The organism is Dactylococcopsis salina PCC 8305 (assembly GCF_000317615.1).
Taxonomy (GTDB): domain Bacteria; phylum Cyanobacteriota; class Cyanobacteriia; order Cyanobacteriales; family Rubidibacteraceae; genus Halothece; species Halothece salina.
This window is the reverse complement of sequence record NC_019780.1, coordinates 105,972-121,217: the sequence shown is the minus strand read 5'-3', so window position 1 is coordinate 121,217 and position 15,246 is coordinate 105,972. Positions and strand designations below refer to the sequence as shown.

Below are 15,246 nucleotides of genomic sequence, written 5' to 3'. Positions count from 1 at the left end.
TTTTGCCCCCCAACCCCCAATTCTGGGGGCTTCGATGAATCAATTTTTTACAAATGAAATAGGACTGCTATAGCATTAAACAATGGGTTACTGTTAACTACTTTAGCGGGTCATTACTTCCCTCAATTTCATGGATTTAAATACAGTTTTACACTTTTTAGTTACGATTTCTTGTTGCTCGATCGGGCTACGCACCTTAATTTCTCGTAATAACTGGGGATGGTTACTGGTTGCTCTAGGAATCTTAATCATCATGGGAACTTCCCATTATTTTCTTCCGCAACAATCTGGTTTAATTGGCGGAATTTTCTGGTTAATTTTTATTCTCATTCCAATTATTGGTTTAGGACAAGTTAATCGGTTAGTTTATCAAGAACATTTTGGAAAAGCACGAGGAATCGCGATCATTTTGTCTTGGCTACATCCTGGAGACGGTTGGCAAAAACAACCCCAGTTTTTAAAAGTTTTAGCCTTAATCCAAAAAGGAGAAATTGAAACCGCAAATACGATCTTAAATCGAGACTTAAATCATCCCAATTATGGTTTTCATCATACCGCAAAAGCGCTTCAATTTCGGATAGAAGCCAACTGGAATGATTGTTTATCTTGGTTACAGAAAGAGATTCCAGACTCGGTATTGTGGAGAAGTCCAACTTTAGCAACACTCTATTTAAGATCATTAGGAGAAGTCGGTGATCTCAATGGTTTAGTTGGGATATTCCAGGCGCGTCAAAATCAAATTAAAAACTTAGGTAGTTCGATTCCTATTAACTTAGCTCGTCTCTATGTCTTTGCGTTTTTAGGAGAAGTTAGGGAAGTTAAAAAACTCTTGGGTTCGACTTTAAAAGTTTATCCCCAAAATCTGCAAATGTTTTGGTTAGCAACCGCACAAATGGCGTTAGGAAATCGCCAAGAAGGGAAAAACTTATTATTAAAAATTCGCGAGAAAGATATCGCATTAGAAAATGCGATCGTCCACCGACTTTCTAACCGTCTTGCTAAGGTTAATCAGACTCTAAATCCTGAATACTTACCGCTTATTAATATAATTAAAACTGACTTAAATCAAGAGATAAACTATGGCAGCGCCGTTAGTATTACTCCCAGTAAAGCCAACTTGACTTATAGTTTAATGTTGATCAATGTATTAGTCTTTATTCTGGAAATTACACAAGGAGGAAGCCAAAATTTAGAAACTCTTGCGCGTTTAGGGGCGGCGATTCCGAAAGAAATTGTTTCTGGAGAACCTTGGCGCGTTTTTACAGCCAATTTCCTTCATTTTGGCTATATTCATTTGATTAGTAATATGTTGGGATTATGGATACTAAGTCCTTATGTCGAATTTTATTTAGGATGGTTTCGTTATTTAATTGTTTATTTTTTTAGTGGAATCGGTGCAATTTCTTTATTTGCAGCTTTGGCTATTTTTACAGGACGAGAAGATGATTTGTTAGTTGGTTCTTCGGCTGCTATTATGGGTTTAATGGGAGCAACATTTATGATTTTATGGCGAGGATGGCGACAAGAAAAATCGAAACTAGCACAGGAAAAGTTACAGTTGGTGACGATTATTATTTTGTTACAAGTGGGGTTTGATTTTAGTGTTGCTAATGTCAGTTTCTTGGGACATTTCTTTGGTTTAATTTTAGGAATTATTTCGACGTTTATGATTTTGTTAATCGGTCAAAAAAACAATTAAATCCTTTCTTTTTGCTCAAAACGTAGGTGGGGTGGAGGTGACGAAACCCAACAGCTAAAACGTAGGTGGGGTGGAGGTGACGAAACCCAACAGCTAAAACGTAGGTGGGGTGGAGGTGACGAAACCCAACAGCTAAAACGTAGGTGGGGTGGAGGTGACGAAACCCAACAGCTAAAACGTAGGTTGGTTTGGAGAAATTAATTAGCCCCCTAACCCCCAAGTTTGGGGGAACTTAAGAGGGTGTAGCAACAATTAGAGATTTCATCTTGCTATATAGCGATCCCATATCATTTGTAAAAAGTTGACTCACGAAAGCCCCCCAGAATTGGGCCGGAGCGAAGGTGAGGATTTGGGGGGCAAATCATTTACAATTCATTTAGGATTGCTATAGTTGTAAAACAAATTTATTGTCGGTGAATTATACAATTTTCAAAAAGTGGTGTTACAGTTTATCCCCCCTAACCCCCCTTTGAAAGGGGGGAATAATGAGAAAAAATGAGTCAAGAATTAGTTGAATTGAGAAAACGTTTACGAGTCGGACAACAGCCGTTAGGAGATTGGAATGGCGGAAAATTGGCGGTTTCTGCGGTGCCAGGTGCGGGAAAATCAACGGGAATGGCGATCGGTGCGACGATCGCGCTAATTCGTAATAAGTTAAACCAAAAACAACAGTTAATTATTGTTACTTTTACTCGATCGGCAGCCGCAAGTATTAAACAAAAAATCAAGGAATTATTAGAGGAATTTAAGCATCCTCCTACTGGCTTTACTGTTTACACTTTACACGGACTCGCGTTAAATATTGCTTCCCGTTATCCCTATTTATCGGGGTTAGATTCAGAAATAAAAACCTTAGTTAGTCCCAATCAAAATCATCGTCTGATTCAAGATACTGTGGAAGAATGGATTAAACGTTATCCTGATTTTTACAAAACTCTCCTCAACGGCGTTGCTTTTGATGGGGAAGAAACGGAGAAAATGCGTCGTCAGTCGGTGTTACGAACCGAGGTGTTACCGAAACTAACTAAAACCACAGTTCGAGAGGCGAAAAGTTCGGGGTTATCCCCAGAAAGGTTGTGGGAGTTAAGTTATCAAGATCAGGATGATTACAGTATTTTCGCTGTCACCGCAGGATTATATGAAATTTATACTACCATCGCTCGATCGCGCAGTTTAATCGACTATGATGATATGATTCTGGGAGCATTACGGGTGTTAGAATCGCCAATAGTGGCAGAGAAACTGCAAGCTGGGGTTTTTGGGGTATTTGAAGATGAAGCACAAGATTCTAACCCGTTGCAAGCGGAACTCTTAGAAGCTCTTGCCAGTGATATCAATAACCCTGAAACACCACCAAATTTAGTTCGCGTAGGTGATCCAAATCAGGCGATTAATTCCACCTTCACCCCTGCTGATCCGATTTATTTCCGTCATTTCTGCGAAACTTGTCAATTAGAAAATCGTTTTACAAAAATGGATCAAGCAGGACGCAGTAGCCAAATCATCATTGATACTGCTAACCATTTTCTTCGTTGGGGAAATCAAAATCATCCTCAAGAACTTCCTTTCCGTGTTCAAGACATCCATCCTATTCCTCTCGATGATCCACAACCCGACGCGAACCCAACTGCGGAGGGAAAAGGTTTAGAAATTGAAACCCCGAAACATATTTATGACACAGTTGAACGCATCGGAAAGCGTTTAATTACCTTACTCACTGATCATCCGAACCATAATGCAGCGATTTTAGTCCGCAATAACCGTCAAGGGAACTTTCTGGCTGAGAATTTAAGTAATCTCTCTCGTGAATATAACATTCCCATTAACGAAGTCAGCCAAAGTCAACGTTCCTCTAAAATTCCCACTGAAATTTTAAGTCTTCTCAAATTTTTAAATCGCCCTCATTCTTCAGAATACACAAAAGCGACTTTAGAAGTTTTGACGAAACGGAATTTAATTGCGAAACAAGATTTAAGTGCGTTGGCGACTTATCCCGAACAGTTTTTATATCCAAGTCATCTTGATCCACCTCAAAGTAAGACGGTAAAAAAGGCGGCTTATTATTGTCGCAGTCTCCTGAAAGCAAAAATTGAACTTACCAGTTATCAGTTAATTTCTTTCCTGGCGTTTACGCTTAATTATGACCCTTCCGAGTTAGCAACGGTGCAAAAGTTATCTGAACAGTTGCGTCAGGAAACCGAAGGGAGAGTGGCTTTAGATGGGGTGATTGAGGCTTTGACGACGATTATTAATACAGAACAATTTACTGGCGTGGAAGAAGGAGAAAATGACCAGGAATATATGAAGCCTGGACAAGTTAGGATTATTACCATGCACAAGGCAAAAGGATTAGACTGGGATTATGTGTTTATTCCTTTTCTTCATAAAAACAATATTCCAGGACAGCATCGTGTTCCCACTCCTCACAAGTTTTTGGGAGATTTTACCTTAGCGTCAGTAGCTCGATCGCGCATTCGCAGTGTTGTCCATAGTCAGTATTTAAACGCATCGATCGAGATTGATCCCCCTCTCACCGCTTGGAAAAAAGCAGGAGAATTGCAAACCGCCGAAGAATATCGTTTGTTTTATGTGGCGCTGACTCGTGGGAAACGATTACTCTGGCTATCGGCTGCAGAAAATGCGCCGTTTAACTGGAATCAGTTTAATGTTAGAGGGGCGAATTCTTTACAAGCGGCTGATCCGTCTCCTTTTTTTCCGATTTTAAAGCAGATTGACAATTAATGTTGGGTTTCATTTCATTTCACCGAATCTACAACTGATCTCAGGTTGATTTTATATCAAGTTGATTCCAGACTTTGCTAACAAATCGAATAAATCACACAAGCATCCAAGACAATAATTGGGAGTTCCATGATCATGTCTTTTTCAACATACGTGGCAAGGATTCCCCTACTACATCCGAAGGATTAGTAGAGGGACGGGGCGTATAAACGTCTGGGGAAACCCCAGACGACAGCCCCTCAGGAAGGGCGCACCTCTTCACTAAGCTGTTATAATGTAGGTGCACTGTGAAAATGAAAACCATGAAACAAGTAATCACTGCCAAGTTAAAGTTAAATCTCTTGACCGAGCAGAAAACGCTCCTGCGGGAGGTTTCTTTGGCTTATCGTGATGCTCTGAATTATGTTTCACAGGTGGCTTTCGACAACAATCGAACCAGTAGTGCCAATAAACTTCAGAAGTTGGCTTACTACGACATTCGAGACAATTTTCGACTTCCTGCCCAGATGGCTTGTAATGTTTGTAGGCAGGTAGGAGCGACTTATAGAACTTTATGGACTAAGGTTAAACAAAATAGCCAACATCGCAAACAGGGAAAAACCAAGAAAAGGTACAAGGGCTTAGATAAACCACCGCAGTTTGTTTCTAGAACTTGCAATCTTAATTATGGAAGGGACTTTTCCTTTGTAAAAGAAGGAATTAGTCTCATTACTTTACAAGGTCGAATCAAGGTTTCTTATTCTGGCTATTATAAGCACCTCGGCTTAATTAAATCGGGGGATGCTAAAGCTAAGGGAGCAAAGATTTACTATACTCCTTCTAACAAGACTTATTACTTATTAGTCAGCTTAGAAATAGAGAAACCTGATATCGAACCCGCAGATATTAAACGGGTTAGCGGTGTTGATGTTGGTCAACGATATCTAGCTGTAGAAACTGATACCAAGAATCAAGTTAGTTTCTACAACGGAAAATCAACTATTCATAAAGCAAATCATTACCAAAGGAGAAGAAAATCGTTACAGCGCAAAGGCACTCGTTCTGCTAAAAGAAGACTGAAAAAGTTATCAGGACGAGAGAGACGGTTTCGCGCTGATGTTAACCATCAAGTCTCTAAGAAGGTTGCCAAATCTAATTCCTTAATTGGATTAGAGGATTTAACCCACATCAGAGAAAGAACTAACCCTCGTCGTAAGGGTAAAAAAGCATCTAGGAAACAGAAAAAGGCTAACCGTAAACAAACCAGTTGGTCTTTTGCTGAACTCCAAAGTTTTATCGACTATAAAGCAGTTCTAAATGATTCTTTAGCAATTAAAGTTGATGCTGATTACACTTCCCAAAGTTGCCCTCATTGTGGTCATACCTCTAAAGGGAATCGACCTAACAAGGGGTTAACTTTTCACTGTGAAAACTGTGGGTTTGACCTTCATGCAGACTTGGTGGGAGCTAGGAACATAGCGATGAGAACGTTACTTGTTCGGCAAGACTGGGCAAGTACGGGTAGTTTGTCAGCCTGCCCAGATGATCTTTCGGGATTGTCGGATGTTTCGTCGGATGAAGCCAAAGCCATGCGCCTTTCGAGGTTCATGGAATTGAGGTGGACGGCAGAAACAAGCCCCAATCACATCGCGTTTAGCGATTGATTGCGGGTAGTTGACTCTTCGTCATAGAACCCTTCTTCTTGCATTAGTTGAGTGAGTTGATTAAGTCGATCACGACGTTCTTCTCTTTGTTTTTTGAAAGCAAGAACATCTGAAGCGAGAATGCGATAATGATTCCCAGTTTTGGCATAAGGAATAGACTCGCCATGAAGAAGTTTAACTAAGTGAGGACGTGAAACTCCTAATAATTGAGCCGCTTGTTGTGCGGTAAGTTCGTAGTTCATAGGAACAATCGCAATTTCTTGATGATTTGCCATCAGAGTAGCGAGTTGTGACATGGCTTCGGAAAGAGAGGGAGAAAGAGAAAATTCTTCTCCATCAATAACGAGGCGTGGGGGAGTTTGTGCTTCTTTGAGATGTTCAATCAGACTTGATAAGGATTGAGTCTCATTGTCTTGGTTTGGTTGAGTTGTGTAGAGTTTTCCCATTATGATTTTCTTTCTCAAGAGTCGCAGCTTACACTTTTCTAAACCGAAGGTGGCTGCGCTCGATCGTTGGTTAGTTTCCAGTTACTCCTAGTTTAGCGAGGTAAAGAAACTCACTGCAATAACTGAAATAAATGAAATATCTATAATCTAGGTAAGAAAAATGATAAGTTTTCCCACACCCACCAGTTGCTAAGATAACGGATGTTGTTTGCAGGTTAGACTCTGGTTATGGATGCAGAAGTTTGGTATCGCCCTTTGGTGTGGATGGACTATCGACTCGCCGTTTTATTTGCCGTAATTCTGCCCCTAATTCTCTTATTTTGGGCGTTTATCCAAAAAGCACAGACAATGCAGCGCCTACTGATCATTTATTGGCGTGTGGCGAGTCTTTTAATGGTGACAGTCTATTTGATGATTCCAGGATGGGCGTTTGGCTATCTCTCTGGGTTGTTTGCTCGAATTTTAATCCCTGTTTCCTTGTGGTTTTGGGCGGATATTAATGAAGATTTAGTAGATCAACCGCAACGCCCCCTGAAGTTTGTATTTACCGCTTGGCGTTGGGCGATGACGATATATTCAAGCCTGGGCGCGATCGCAAATCTCCCCTTTTTCTCTTGCGCTTTTTCTGATGCGTTTCAACAACAACCCTACTGTCAAGTATGGTTAGAAGCCCCCCAACTCTACAGAGAGTGGTTTCATCCCAACTCAAGACCAGAATTTTTGGGGGTGTTAGGAATGATGGGATTAGTGGCTTATGTGGCTTCTCTTGCTTATTTTATAATTGTGCGGTTGGCGAAAGAAGGACGCACCGCAATGGTGGAGGAAGATTAAGATGACTAAAGAAAAACGCCTAGAACAATATACTCTCAAACATCCCCAAGAGGTGCTGTTACTGGAGGTGGAAACCGAGGGGGAAACCGATCGAATTTTGATTTTTAAGGGGTTTTCTAGTTCTCTAACTGGGGCAACCGCTTATGATCCTGATGTTCCTGTATTATCGGAGGAGGCGACAATTCTCAGCATCGATCGAGCCGTGAGTCCTTATTCTCCTGAAAATCCCCAATACCTTGAACAGGGAATTTCTTGGGAAACCATGGCACAACGATTAGATCAACTCGGTCTTTAGAGAGGGGATGAGTCGTGCTATCCTCCTAGTTAAATTCTTTTGTGTGAGGAGTTGTTTTCATGGTTGTTTCTGTCGCTTCTAATTCGTTTTTGAATTTATCCTCCCTTCCCAAGGGGAAATTATTTGGCACTGATGGCATTCGCGGAAAAGCGGGTAACTTATTAACCGCCCCTTTAGCTTTAGCTGTGGGCTATTGGGCGGGGCAAATGTATAAAGAACAATTCGGTGGCGGCGCGATCGCGATCGGACAAGATTCTCGCAATTCCAGCGATATGTTAGGGATGTCTCTCACCGCAGGGTTAACCGCCGCTGGTTTGGAAGTTTGGAATTTGGGGTTATGTCCTACGCCTTGTGTTGCCTATATCACAGCAAACACCGACGCGATCGGGGGAATTATGATTTCCGCCAGTCATAACCCTCCAGAAGACAACGGAATTAAGTTTTTTACCAGCAATGGCACAAAATTAGGCAAAGTTTACACCAGCGCGATCGAAGCGGGAATCAGAGGGGAAAAGCCACCCGTCGCCCTCGATGTCAACTGGGGACAACATTATCCTCGTCAAGAATTAGTTAAACAATACAGCAGCGCCTTACAAGCCTCTTTACCCAGCGATCGCCCGCTTCAGGGATTAAAAATTGTCCTTGACTTAGCCTGGGGTGCTTGCGTGAAGGTTGCGCCTCCTTTATTTAAGGCACTAGGGGCAGAAGTAATTTGTTTACATGATGTTCCCGATGGCGATCGGATCAACGTTGATTGTGGCTCAACTCATCTTAATTTGTTACAACAAGCAGTGTGTGAAACGCAAGCCCAGATGGGGTTTGCTTTTGATGGGGATGCCGATCGAGTTTTAGCAGTGGATAATCAAGGACGAATTGTCGATGGCGATTATATCCTCTATTTTTGGGGAAAACTCCTGAAAAGCAAATCGCAACTTCCCAACGATTTACTCGTCGCCACCGTGATGGCAAATTTAGGGTTTGAGCGAGCGTGGGAATCGATCGGAGGTCGTCTCATTCGCACCGCCGTCGGCGATCAGCACGTACAAGCGCAAATGTGGGAAACTGGAGCAATGTTAGGCGGCGAACAGTCGGGTCATGTCATCTGTCATCACTATAATTGCAGTGGCGATGGCGTACAAACGGCTTTACATTTAGCTTGTTTAACCCGTCAGTTAGGAATGTCTCTCGGTGAAATGCGAGATCAAAGTTTTGAAACCTATCCCCAATTGTTGAAAAATGTACGGGTGGAAGATGTAGAACGTCGCTTGGCTTGGGAAAACTGTGATCCCCTACAAGGCGCGATCGAGCAAGCAGAACAAGCAATGGGCGATCGAGGACGGATTTTAGTTCGCGCTTCTGGAACTGAACCCGTAATTCGAGTAATGGTAGAAGCCGCCGAATTAGAATTAGCGCATCATTGGAGTCATTATTTAGTAGAAACCGTACAGGAACATCTAGTTAAGAAGGGTTAGAGGGATGAAACTTCTCGTCTAAATGTTCAGCAACTGCTTGATATAACTCCAATGGGAGACGTTCCATACTTCAACAAGCTCAGTAACAGGAAGGTCTCTACATTGGTCACTGGTCACTGATCACTGGTCACTGGTCACTGGATCAAATGAAATGTGCTTGCGATTCTTGCGTTTGTATCGTTAAAACCGATCGCGCGATCGAAAAAGAGGGTAAATTCTATTGCAGTGAAGCCTGTGCTAATGGTCATCCCAACGGTTCAGGTTGCGGTCATTCTGGTTGTGACTGCCAGAACTAAAAATTACCTTGCAAAAATCATTCATCTCCGTAAACTTTTACGGAGATGTTATCCTGCTGAAGGATCACTCTAAACACTGATCACAATCAATATATTGTAACTATAGTGAACCTGGCATAAGGAATGACTCAACTAGAAAATTTGACTCGTGGTGCGACGGTTAGAGGTGTTCTTCCCAATCAAAACGTAACCGTCATTGATACCCAATGGCATGGTAGTGATGTGGTGGAACTAACTTATAAAGATGTAAATGGACAACCCCACACAGAATTGTTATTGCGAGATAATGAAACCACTCTGGAAATTGTCACGGAAGGACGATCTTGGAGTTTTGATGGTGATGGAGGATCATTCCGACTGGTTTCCGAAGCCCATCGCATTCGTCTCGCCCATCTCTTTGATCCCCTCTTGGCGGTTCATACCTCTTTAGTTGAACCGCTTCCCCACCAGATTACAGCAGTTTACAGCGAAATGCTCACCCGTCAGCCCTTACGTTTTCTTCTCGCTGACGATCCAGGTGCGGGAAAAACGATTATGGCGGGCTTATTTATTCGAGAACTGCTGATTCGAGGAGATTTGCAACGCTGTTTGATTGTCTGTCCTGGGAGTTTAGCGGTACAGTGGCAAGATGAATTATCCCAGAAGTTTGATCTCCCTTTCGAGATTCTCACTAATGACCGCATGGAAGCAGCACGAACAGGGAATGCTTTGGCGGAGATACCCAGAGCGATCGCGCGGTTAGATCAATTGAGTCGCAATGATGATCTCAAAGCCAAATTAGCTCAAACGGACTGGGATTTAGTGGTGGTTGATGAAGCCCATAAAATGTCCGCTTCCTTCTTTGGGGGAGAAATCCGAGAAACCAAACGCTACAAACTGGGAAAACTCCTTTCCTCTCTCACCCGCCATTTCCTGCTAATGACTGCAACTCCCCACAATGGAAAAGAAGAAGACTTCCAGTTATTTTTAGCTCTCCTCGACAGCGATCGATTTGAAGGAAAATTTCGAGATGGGGTTCATGCTTGCGATCCTTCCGATTTAATCCGCCGTTTAGTCAAAGAAGACCTCTTAAAGTTTAACGGAAAACCGCTATTCCCCGAACGTCGAGCGCATACCGTCCAATATCAGCTATCAGAATTAGAATCCGTTCTCTATCAACAGGTGACCGATTATGTGCGAGAAGAATTTAATCGCGCCGAAGCCCTGATCAATGATGGACGCAAAGGAACCGTTGGTTTTGCTCTGACCATCTTACAACGTCGCCTGGCTTCCTCTCCAGAAGCGATTTATCAGTCTCTAAAACGAAGACGAGAACGGTTACAACGGCGATTACAAGAAGAGGAAGTTCGTAAACGGGGAATGAGTGCTGAATTAGATTTTGGTACGACAATTAATCCTGAAGACTGGGATGATGACTTTGAAGACTATTCCAGTCAAGAACGAGAAAACACCGAAGAAGAAGTGGTGGATCAGGCGAGTGCAGCCCAGACCATCGTGGAACTACAAGCGGAAATTGATCAACTCAGCGAGTTAGAAAATCTGGCGTTGCGAGTAAAACAAAGCGGGAAAGACCGGAAATGGGAAGAACTGTCAAAACTATTGCAAGACCGCGCTGAAATGTTTGATGCGGGGGGATATCGTCGTAAATTAGTGATCTTTACCGAACATCGCGATACCTTAAATTATTTGACCCAGCGCATTGGAACGCTATTAGGTCGTCCGGAAGCGGTGGTAACAATTCATGGGGGGATGGGGCGAGAAGAACGGAAAAAAGCCGAGGAAGCCTTCAAACAGGATGTTAATGTGGATGTTCTCATCGCCACCGATGCAGCAGGAGAAGGGATTAATCTCCAACGCGCTCATTTAATGGTTAACTATGACCTCCCGTGGAATCCCAACCGTTTAGAACAGCGATTTGGTCGCATTCATCGTATTGGACAAACAGAAGTCTGTCATCTTTGGAATCTCGTCGCAGAGGAAACAAGAGAAGGGGATGTCTATCTTAAACTATTGCAGAAACTAGAAGTTGAGCAAACGGCGTTAGGGGGGAAAATCTTTGATGTGCTGGGGAAAGCTATTGCAGGAAAAGAACTGCGGGAACTTCTCATTGAGGCGATTCGATACGGCGATCGCGCTGATGTGAAAGCAAAGCTCAATCAAGCAGTGACGGAACGAGTAGAACGGGAACGACTGCAAGCACTGCTGGAAGAACGGGCTTTAGCGCGAGACTCAATGGATGCAACAAAAATCCAGAAAATTCGAGAAAGTATGGAACGAGCAGAAGCGCGGAAAGTCCAGCCCTATTTTATCGCCTCTTTCTTCCTTGAAGCCTTCCAACGCTTAGGGGGAACAATTCGTCAACGGGAAAGCCGACGCTATGAGATTACCCATGTTCCTGCTGTGATTCGCAATCGAGATCAAATCATCGGGATGGGAAGTGCGATTATGCGACGCTATGAACGGATTTGTTTCCAAAAGGAACTGATTAGTGTTTCTGGAAAACCCCTTGCTGAGTTTGTGTGTCCCGGTCATCCCCTTCTTAATGCAACCATTGACCTAATTTTAGAACGTCATCGGGACTTACTGCGACAGGGAGCAATTCTCATTGATGAAAATGATTTTAGTGAAACCGTGCGAGCGTTGGTTTATCTGGAACATTCCATTCAAGATGCTCGTCCTGCAAATGACGGCGGACGGCGGGTGGTGTCTCGTCGGATGCAGTATGTGGAGATTGACAGCGACGGAAAAGCCCAGAATGCAGGATACGCCCCTTATTTAGATTATCGACCTTTAACCGAAGAAGAACAGCCTCTTGTAGAATCGTTAGTGGAAGGGTTAGCCCTACGAGATGAGATTGAAAAACAAGCCAGCAGTTACGCCATTTCTAACTTAGTTCCCCAACATCTCAAAGAAGTGCGCGATCGTAAAGAAGAGTTAATTGAGAAAACCCGTCGCGCTGTACAAGACAGACTCACCAAAGAAATCAACTATTGGGATCAACGCGCAGCGGACTTACGCTTACAAGAACAAGCAGGAAAGGTTAATGCTAAACTCAACTCTAGCAAAGCTCAACAACGTGCCGACGACTTAGCAGCACGCCTAGAGAAACGCCTCTATGAACTTGAACAAGAACGAAAACTATCTCCCCTTCCCCCTGTTGTCGTTGGCGGCGCTTTAGTCGTTCCCATTGGCGCAATGCAACGCCTACAAGCGAAACGAGACGCAACACCTCCCAAATTTGCACGAGAAACCCAACGGGTGGAACAACTAGCGATGGAAGCAGTAATAAAAACTGAAACCAACTTGGGCTATCAACCCCGTGATGTCAGCGACCAAAACTGCGGTTATGATATCGAATCTTTAAACCCAGAAACAGGACATCTGCGCTTTTTAGAAGTAAAAGGAAGGATAGAAGGGGCGGATACCGTTACCGTGACTAAAAATGAAATCCTCACCGCTTTAAATAAAGAAGATAACTATATTCTCGCATTAGTCCAAGTTCCCACAGATGAGAACTTTTCTGATAGAGATGCGTTTGCGGTAAGGGAAGCAACGGGACATTATCAGGTTGCAGGAGAAAGCTGTGTGGTATGTTATTTGGAGAAACCCTTTCAACGGGAACCCGATTGGGGGGCGAGTAGTGTCAACTATAGTTGGAAAGAGATGTGGAAGCGAGGAACTAAAATTTAAGAGCAATATGAAATCTAAAAAACTTTGCTACACACCGATTTCTTAAGCCCCCCTTATCTAAGCAGGGCTGTTTCATTCTCGGGGTCAAAATTGGCAGCGATCGGCTGAACCTCTTACAGAGTGGCGCGATCGCGCATATTTCTTCTGATTTGACTTATTCATAAGAAAAAAGCCGTAAAACCCCTGCTATTTCTAATGTCTGGAATAGACAAAAAAATAGAATGAAACAGCCCCCCTTATCTAAGGGGGGTTGGGGGGATCATTTGTAGCAAGTATTAGAGTATCCCATATAAAGACTGAGGAGAAAAATAATGAGCGTTATCGTTCCTGATGAAATTTTAGCAACAACTGGGCTAAGTGATAGTGAAATGAAACAGGAAATTGCAATTATGCTTTTTGCTCAAGAAAAACTAACCTTAGCGCAAGCCAGTCGCTTTGCAGGGATTGATCGGATGACTTTTCAGCACATACTGGCAAGTCGGAAAATTCCCGTTCATTACGATGTATCGGATTTTGAAAAGGATTTAGAAAATCTTAGGGATATGGGACGGCTTTGATTGTTATCAGCGACACTTCCGTAATCAATAATTTAGCAGCAATTCATCAGCTTAATTTATTACAAAAACTATACAGCAGTATTGTTATTCCTCAAGCAGTTATTATGAATTAACACTTTCCAAATTAAAAATTAATGAAATTTTCGAGGAAACAATGACTTCACACTTAAACTATATTATTAATCAAATTGATACCTTAAATCAAAACGAAAAACTTGAACTTTTCCAATACTTAGCACAACAATTACAAGTTCCTTCAGCACCTCCTAACTTATCTGATGATGAGAGACTTTTTCAATATATCCAAAATTATGCAGACCAAGAAAGTGAACGGTCTCTAAAAGACTTTAAAGGCATTGCTCCTAACTTAATAGACGGTCAAGATGCCCAATATTGGGTTAATCAACAGCGTAATGAATGGACAGACAGACAAGTTTCATAGGAGTGATTAAAAGTCAATTTACAGTGATAAAATCTGAATTGACGGTAGGGTGGGCAATGCCCACCCTACGAAATGTAATTGAGTTACAAATTTTAGTCATTAGTGATTTTGTTGTTTAATTCTAAACCAGGACGTTTGAGGGTAGATAAATCAAAATACTCCAGTACATCCTCACCTGCATCAAATTTTCTCTCTAATTCTTCAGGATTCATATAACGCCACCTTCTCAAAGTCAAATTGGAAATTAGTGTTGGTTCATATAAGCACGTAAAACCTGATTAATTAAATTTTGATAATCCGACGTTTCATGTTTAAGCCAATTGAGGGTATCCTTATCTAAAGAAATCGCAACAGTTTCTTTAGAAACAGGCTCTACCTTTCTCGCATTTTGCCAAAAGGTTTCATCCAGTTCGGGAATATCAGAAGTATCGATTTCCGAGTCTGGGAGATTTTCCAGTTCTTTAAGTCGATCGCGCGAGATACTCATAATAGTCTTTTCTTTCTCTTGGCGTAGCTTTACGGGCTGAGATGATGCGGATTTTACCGTTTCGTTCAGTGTGAGCAACAGTCAGGATAACAACTCCTTGAATAGCTCCGACACCAATTTCACGGGTTTCTCCGTAAACGACGCGCTTCTTTTCAGATTATGCCGTTCATGGGTCACGCTCCCCCATCATAAGCGACAATAGAAAAAAATTAATCAAAAGGAAAGCAGTGATGAAACTCAAAATAATTATCCATGAAGCTGAAGAAGGAGGCTATTGGGCGGAAGTTCCTGCGATTCCAGGCTGTGCAACCCAAGGAGACACCTTTGAAGAATTATTAGAAAATCTCTATGAAGCGGTAGAAGGCTGTTTATCCGTTGATGTGGACTCTCTAGAAACGAGTGAGAACAGCCGTGTGATGGAAATTGCAATATGAAGTCAATTTCTGGTAAAAAGTTTGCCAAGATTTTGGAACAGAATGGATGGCAACTGCTTCGTATTCAAGGAAGTCACCACATATACTGCAAACCAGGTCAAACTACTCGCATCTCAGTTCCGATTCATGGTAACAAAGATTTGAAAGTTGGACTCCTTCGTTATTTAATGAAGCAAGCATCTCTATCTGAAGACGATCTCAAGTAAACCCAA

The 15,246-nt window shown here is 42.4% G+C and carries 15 protein-coding genes; 12 read left to right on the top strand and 3 right to left on the bottom strand.

Annotation, left to right across the window (positions count from 1 at the left end):
- Positions 1-130 precede the first annotated feature (130 nt).
- The 3 genes from DACSA_RS00745 to DACSA_RS00735 all read left to right on the top strand — a co-directional run bounded on the left by DACSA_RS00745 (position 131) and on the right by DACSA_RS00735 (position 6,084).
- Positions 131-1,699 carry a rhomboid family intramembrane serine protease gene (locus tag DACSA_RS00745; RefSeq protein ID WP_015227945.1) on the top strand — a complete coding sequence of 523 codons (1,569 nt, stop codon included), beginning with the start codon at positions 131-133 and terminating at the stop codon, positions 1,697-1,699.
- A gap of 495 nt (positions 1,700-2,194) precedes the next feature.
- Positions 2,195-4,441 (top strand): ATP-dependent helicase, encoded by a 2,247-nt coding sequence (locus DACSA_RS00740; RefSeq protein ID WP_015227944.1) that lies wholly within the window; start codon positions 2,195-2,197, stop codon positions 4,439-4,441.
- A 302-nt stretch (positions 4,442-4,743) separates the two neighbouring features.
- Positions 4,744-6,084 (top strand): RNA-guided endonuclease InsQ/TnpB family protein, encoded by a 1,341-nt coding sequence (locus DACSA_RS00735; RefSeq protein ID WP_041235234.1) that lies wholly within the window; start codon positions 4,744-4,746, stop codon positions 6,082-6,084.
- Here the strand turns inward: DACSA_RS00735 and DACSA_RS00730 are convergent.
- On the bottom strand, positions 6,063-6,530 hold the full coding sequence (locus DACSA_RS00730; RefSeq protein WP_015227942.1) for a helix-turn-helix domain-containing protein: 468 nt from the start codon (positions 6,528-6,530) through the stop codon (positions 6,063-6,065). The genes DACSA_RS00735 and DACSA_RS00730 overlap by 22 nt on opposite strands.
- A gap of 228 nt (positions 6,531-6,758) precedes the next feature.
- On the opposite strand from DACSA_RS00730, the gene DACSA_RS00725 reads away from it, so the two are divergent.
- From DACSA_RS00725 to DACSA_RS00695, 7 genes are all read left to right on the top strand, one after another.
- Positions 6,759-7,361, top strand: coding sequence for a DUF3177 family protein (locus DACSA_RS00725; RefSeq protein ID WP_015227941.1), 603 nt, complete (start codon positions 6,759-6,761; stop codon positions 7,359-7,361).
- Between the two features lies 1 nt (position 7,362).
- Entirely contained in the window at positions 7,363-7,656 is a 294-nt protein-coding gene (locus DACSA_RS00720; protein WP_015227940.1) for a DUF7734 family protein, read from the top strand.
- Positions 7,657-7,715: 59 nt separating this feature from the next.
- Positions 7,716-9,128 carry a phosphoglucosamine mutase gene (glmM, locus tag DACSA_RS00715; RefSeq protein ID WP_015227939.1) on the top strand — a complete coding sequence of 471 codons (1,413 nt, stop codon included), beginning with the start codon at positions 7,716-7,718 and terminating at the stop codon, positions 9,126-9,128.
- Positions 9,129-9,274: 146 nt separating this feature from the next.
- Positions 9,275-9,424, top strand: coding sequence for a metallothionein (locus DACSA_RS00710; RefSeq protein ID WP_015227938.1), 150 nt, complete (start codon positions 9,275-9,277; stop codon positions 9,422-9,424).
- Between the two features lie 123 nt (positions 9,425-9,547).
- On the top strand, positions 9,548-13,114 hold the full coding sequence (locus DACSA_RS00705) for a helicase-related protein (protein WP_015227937.1): 3,567 nt from the start codon (positions 9,548-9,550) through the stop codon (positions 13,112-13,114).
- Positions 13,115-13,425: 311 nt separating this feature from the next.
- The gene (locus tag DACSA_RS00700; RefSeq protein WP_015227936.1) at positions 13,426-13,671 is read left to right on the top strand and encodes a UPF0175 family protein; all 246 of its coding nucleotides are present in this window, start codon (positions 13,426-13,428) and stop codon (positions 13,669-13,671) included.
- Between the two features lie 154 nt (positions 13,672-13,825).
- On the top strand, positions 13,826-14,113 hold the full coding sequence (locus DACSA_RS00695) for a hypothetical protein (RefSeq protein WP_015227935.1): 288 nt from the start codon (positions 13,826-13,828) through the stop codon (positions 14,111-14,113).
- Positions 14,114-14,357: 244 nt separating this feature from the next.
- Here DACSA_RS00695 and DACSA_RS21870 read toward each other — a convergent pair whose 3' ends face one another.
- Together DACSA_RS21870 and DACSA_RS22950 are read right to left on the bottom strand one after the other, a co-directional pair.
- Positions 14,358-14,600 carry a BrnA antitoxin family protein gene (locus tag DACSA_RS21870; RefSeq protein ID WP_015227934.1) on the bottom strand — a complete coding sequence of 81 codons (243 nt, stop codon included), beginning with the start codon at positions 14,598-14,600 and terminating at the stop codon, positions 14,358-14,360.
- Positions 14,575-14,688, bottom strand: a complete 114-nt coding sequence (locus DACSA_RS22950; protein WP_456297643.1) for a hypothetical protein — start codon at positions 14,686-14,688, stop codon at positions 14,575-14,577. The genes DACSA_RS21870 and DACSA_RS22950 overlap by 26 nt, the downstream gene beginning before the upstream one ends.
- Positions 14,689-14,830: 142 nt before the next feature.
- On the opposite strand from DACSA_RS22950, the gene DACSA_RS00680 reads away from it, so the two are divergent.
- Both DACSA_RS00680 and DACSA_RS00675 read left to right on the top strand, forming a co-directional pair.
- Positions 14,831-15,034, top strand: a complete 204-nt coding sequence (locus tag DACSA_RS00680; protein ID WP_015227933.1) for a type II toxin-antitoxin system HicB family antitoxin — start codon at positions 14,831-14,833, stop codon at positions 15,032-15,034.
- Entirely contained in the window at positions 15,031-15,240 is a 210-nt protein-coding gene (locus DACSA_RS00675) for a type II toxin-antitoxin system HicA family toxin (protein ID WP_015227932.1), read from the top strand. The genes DACSA_RS00680 and DACSA_RS00675 overlap by 4 nt, the downstream gene beginning before the upstream one ends.
- Positions 15,241-15,246: the final 6 nt, after the last annotated feature.

Bases quoted from the DNA above. Each gene is read 5' to 3' on its own strand.
- DACSA_RS00745 (WP_015227945.1), top strand. From the start codon at position 131: ATGGATTTAAATACAGTTTTACACTTTTTAGTTACGATTTCTTGTTGC.
- DACSA_RS00740 (WP_015227944.1), top strand. From the start codon at position 2,195: ATGAGTCAAGAATTAGTTGAATTGAGAAAACGTTTACGAGTCGGACAA.
- DACSA_RS00735 (WP_041235234.1), top strand. From the start codon at position 4,744: ATGAAACAAGTAATCACTGCCAAGTTAAAGTTAAATCTCTTGACCGAG.
- DACSA_RS00730 (WP_015227942.1), bottom strand. From the start codon at position 6,530: ATGGGAAAACTCTACACAACTCAACCAAACCAAGACAATGAGACTCAA.
- DACSA_RS00725 (WP_015227941.1), top strand. From the start codon at position 6,759: ATGGATGCAGAAGTTTGGTATCGCCCTTTGGTGTGGATGGACTATCGA.
- DACSA_RS00720 (WP_015227940.1), top strand. From the start codon at position 7,363: ATGACTAAAGAAAAACGCCTAGAACAATATACTCTCAAACATCCCCAA.
- glmM (WP_015227939.1), top strand. From the start codon at position 7,716: ATGGTTGTTTCTGTCGCTTCTAATTCGTTTTTGAATTTATCCTCCCTT.
- DACSA_RS00710 (WP_015227938.1), top strand. From the start codon at position 9,275: ATGAAATGTGCTTGCGATTCTTGCGTTTGTATCGTTAAAACCGATCGC.
- DACSA_RS00705 (WP_015227937.1), top strand. From the start codon at position 9,548: ATGACTCAACTAGAAAATTTGACTCGTGGTGCGACGGTTAGAGGTGTT.
- DACSA_RS00700 (WP_015227936.1), top strand. From the start codon at position 13,426: ATGAGCGTTATCGTTCCTGATGAAATTTTAGCAACAACTGGGCTAAGT.
- DACSA_RS00695 (WP_015227935.1), top strand. From the start codon at position 13,826: ATGACTTCACACTTAAACTATATTATTAATCAAATTGATACCTTAAAT.
- DACSA_RS21870 (WP_015227934.1), bottom strand. From the start codon at position 14,600: ATGAGTATCTCGCGCGATCGACTTAAAGAACTGGAAAATCTCCCAGAC.
- DACSA_RS00680 (WP_015227933.1), top strand. From the start codon at position 14,831: ATGAAACTCAAAATAATTATCCATGAAGCTGAAGAAGGAGGCTATTGG.
- DACSA_RS00675 (WP_015227932.1), top strand. From the start codon at position 15,031: ATGAAGTCAATTTCTGGTAAAAAGTTTGCCAAGATTTTGGAACAGAAT.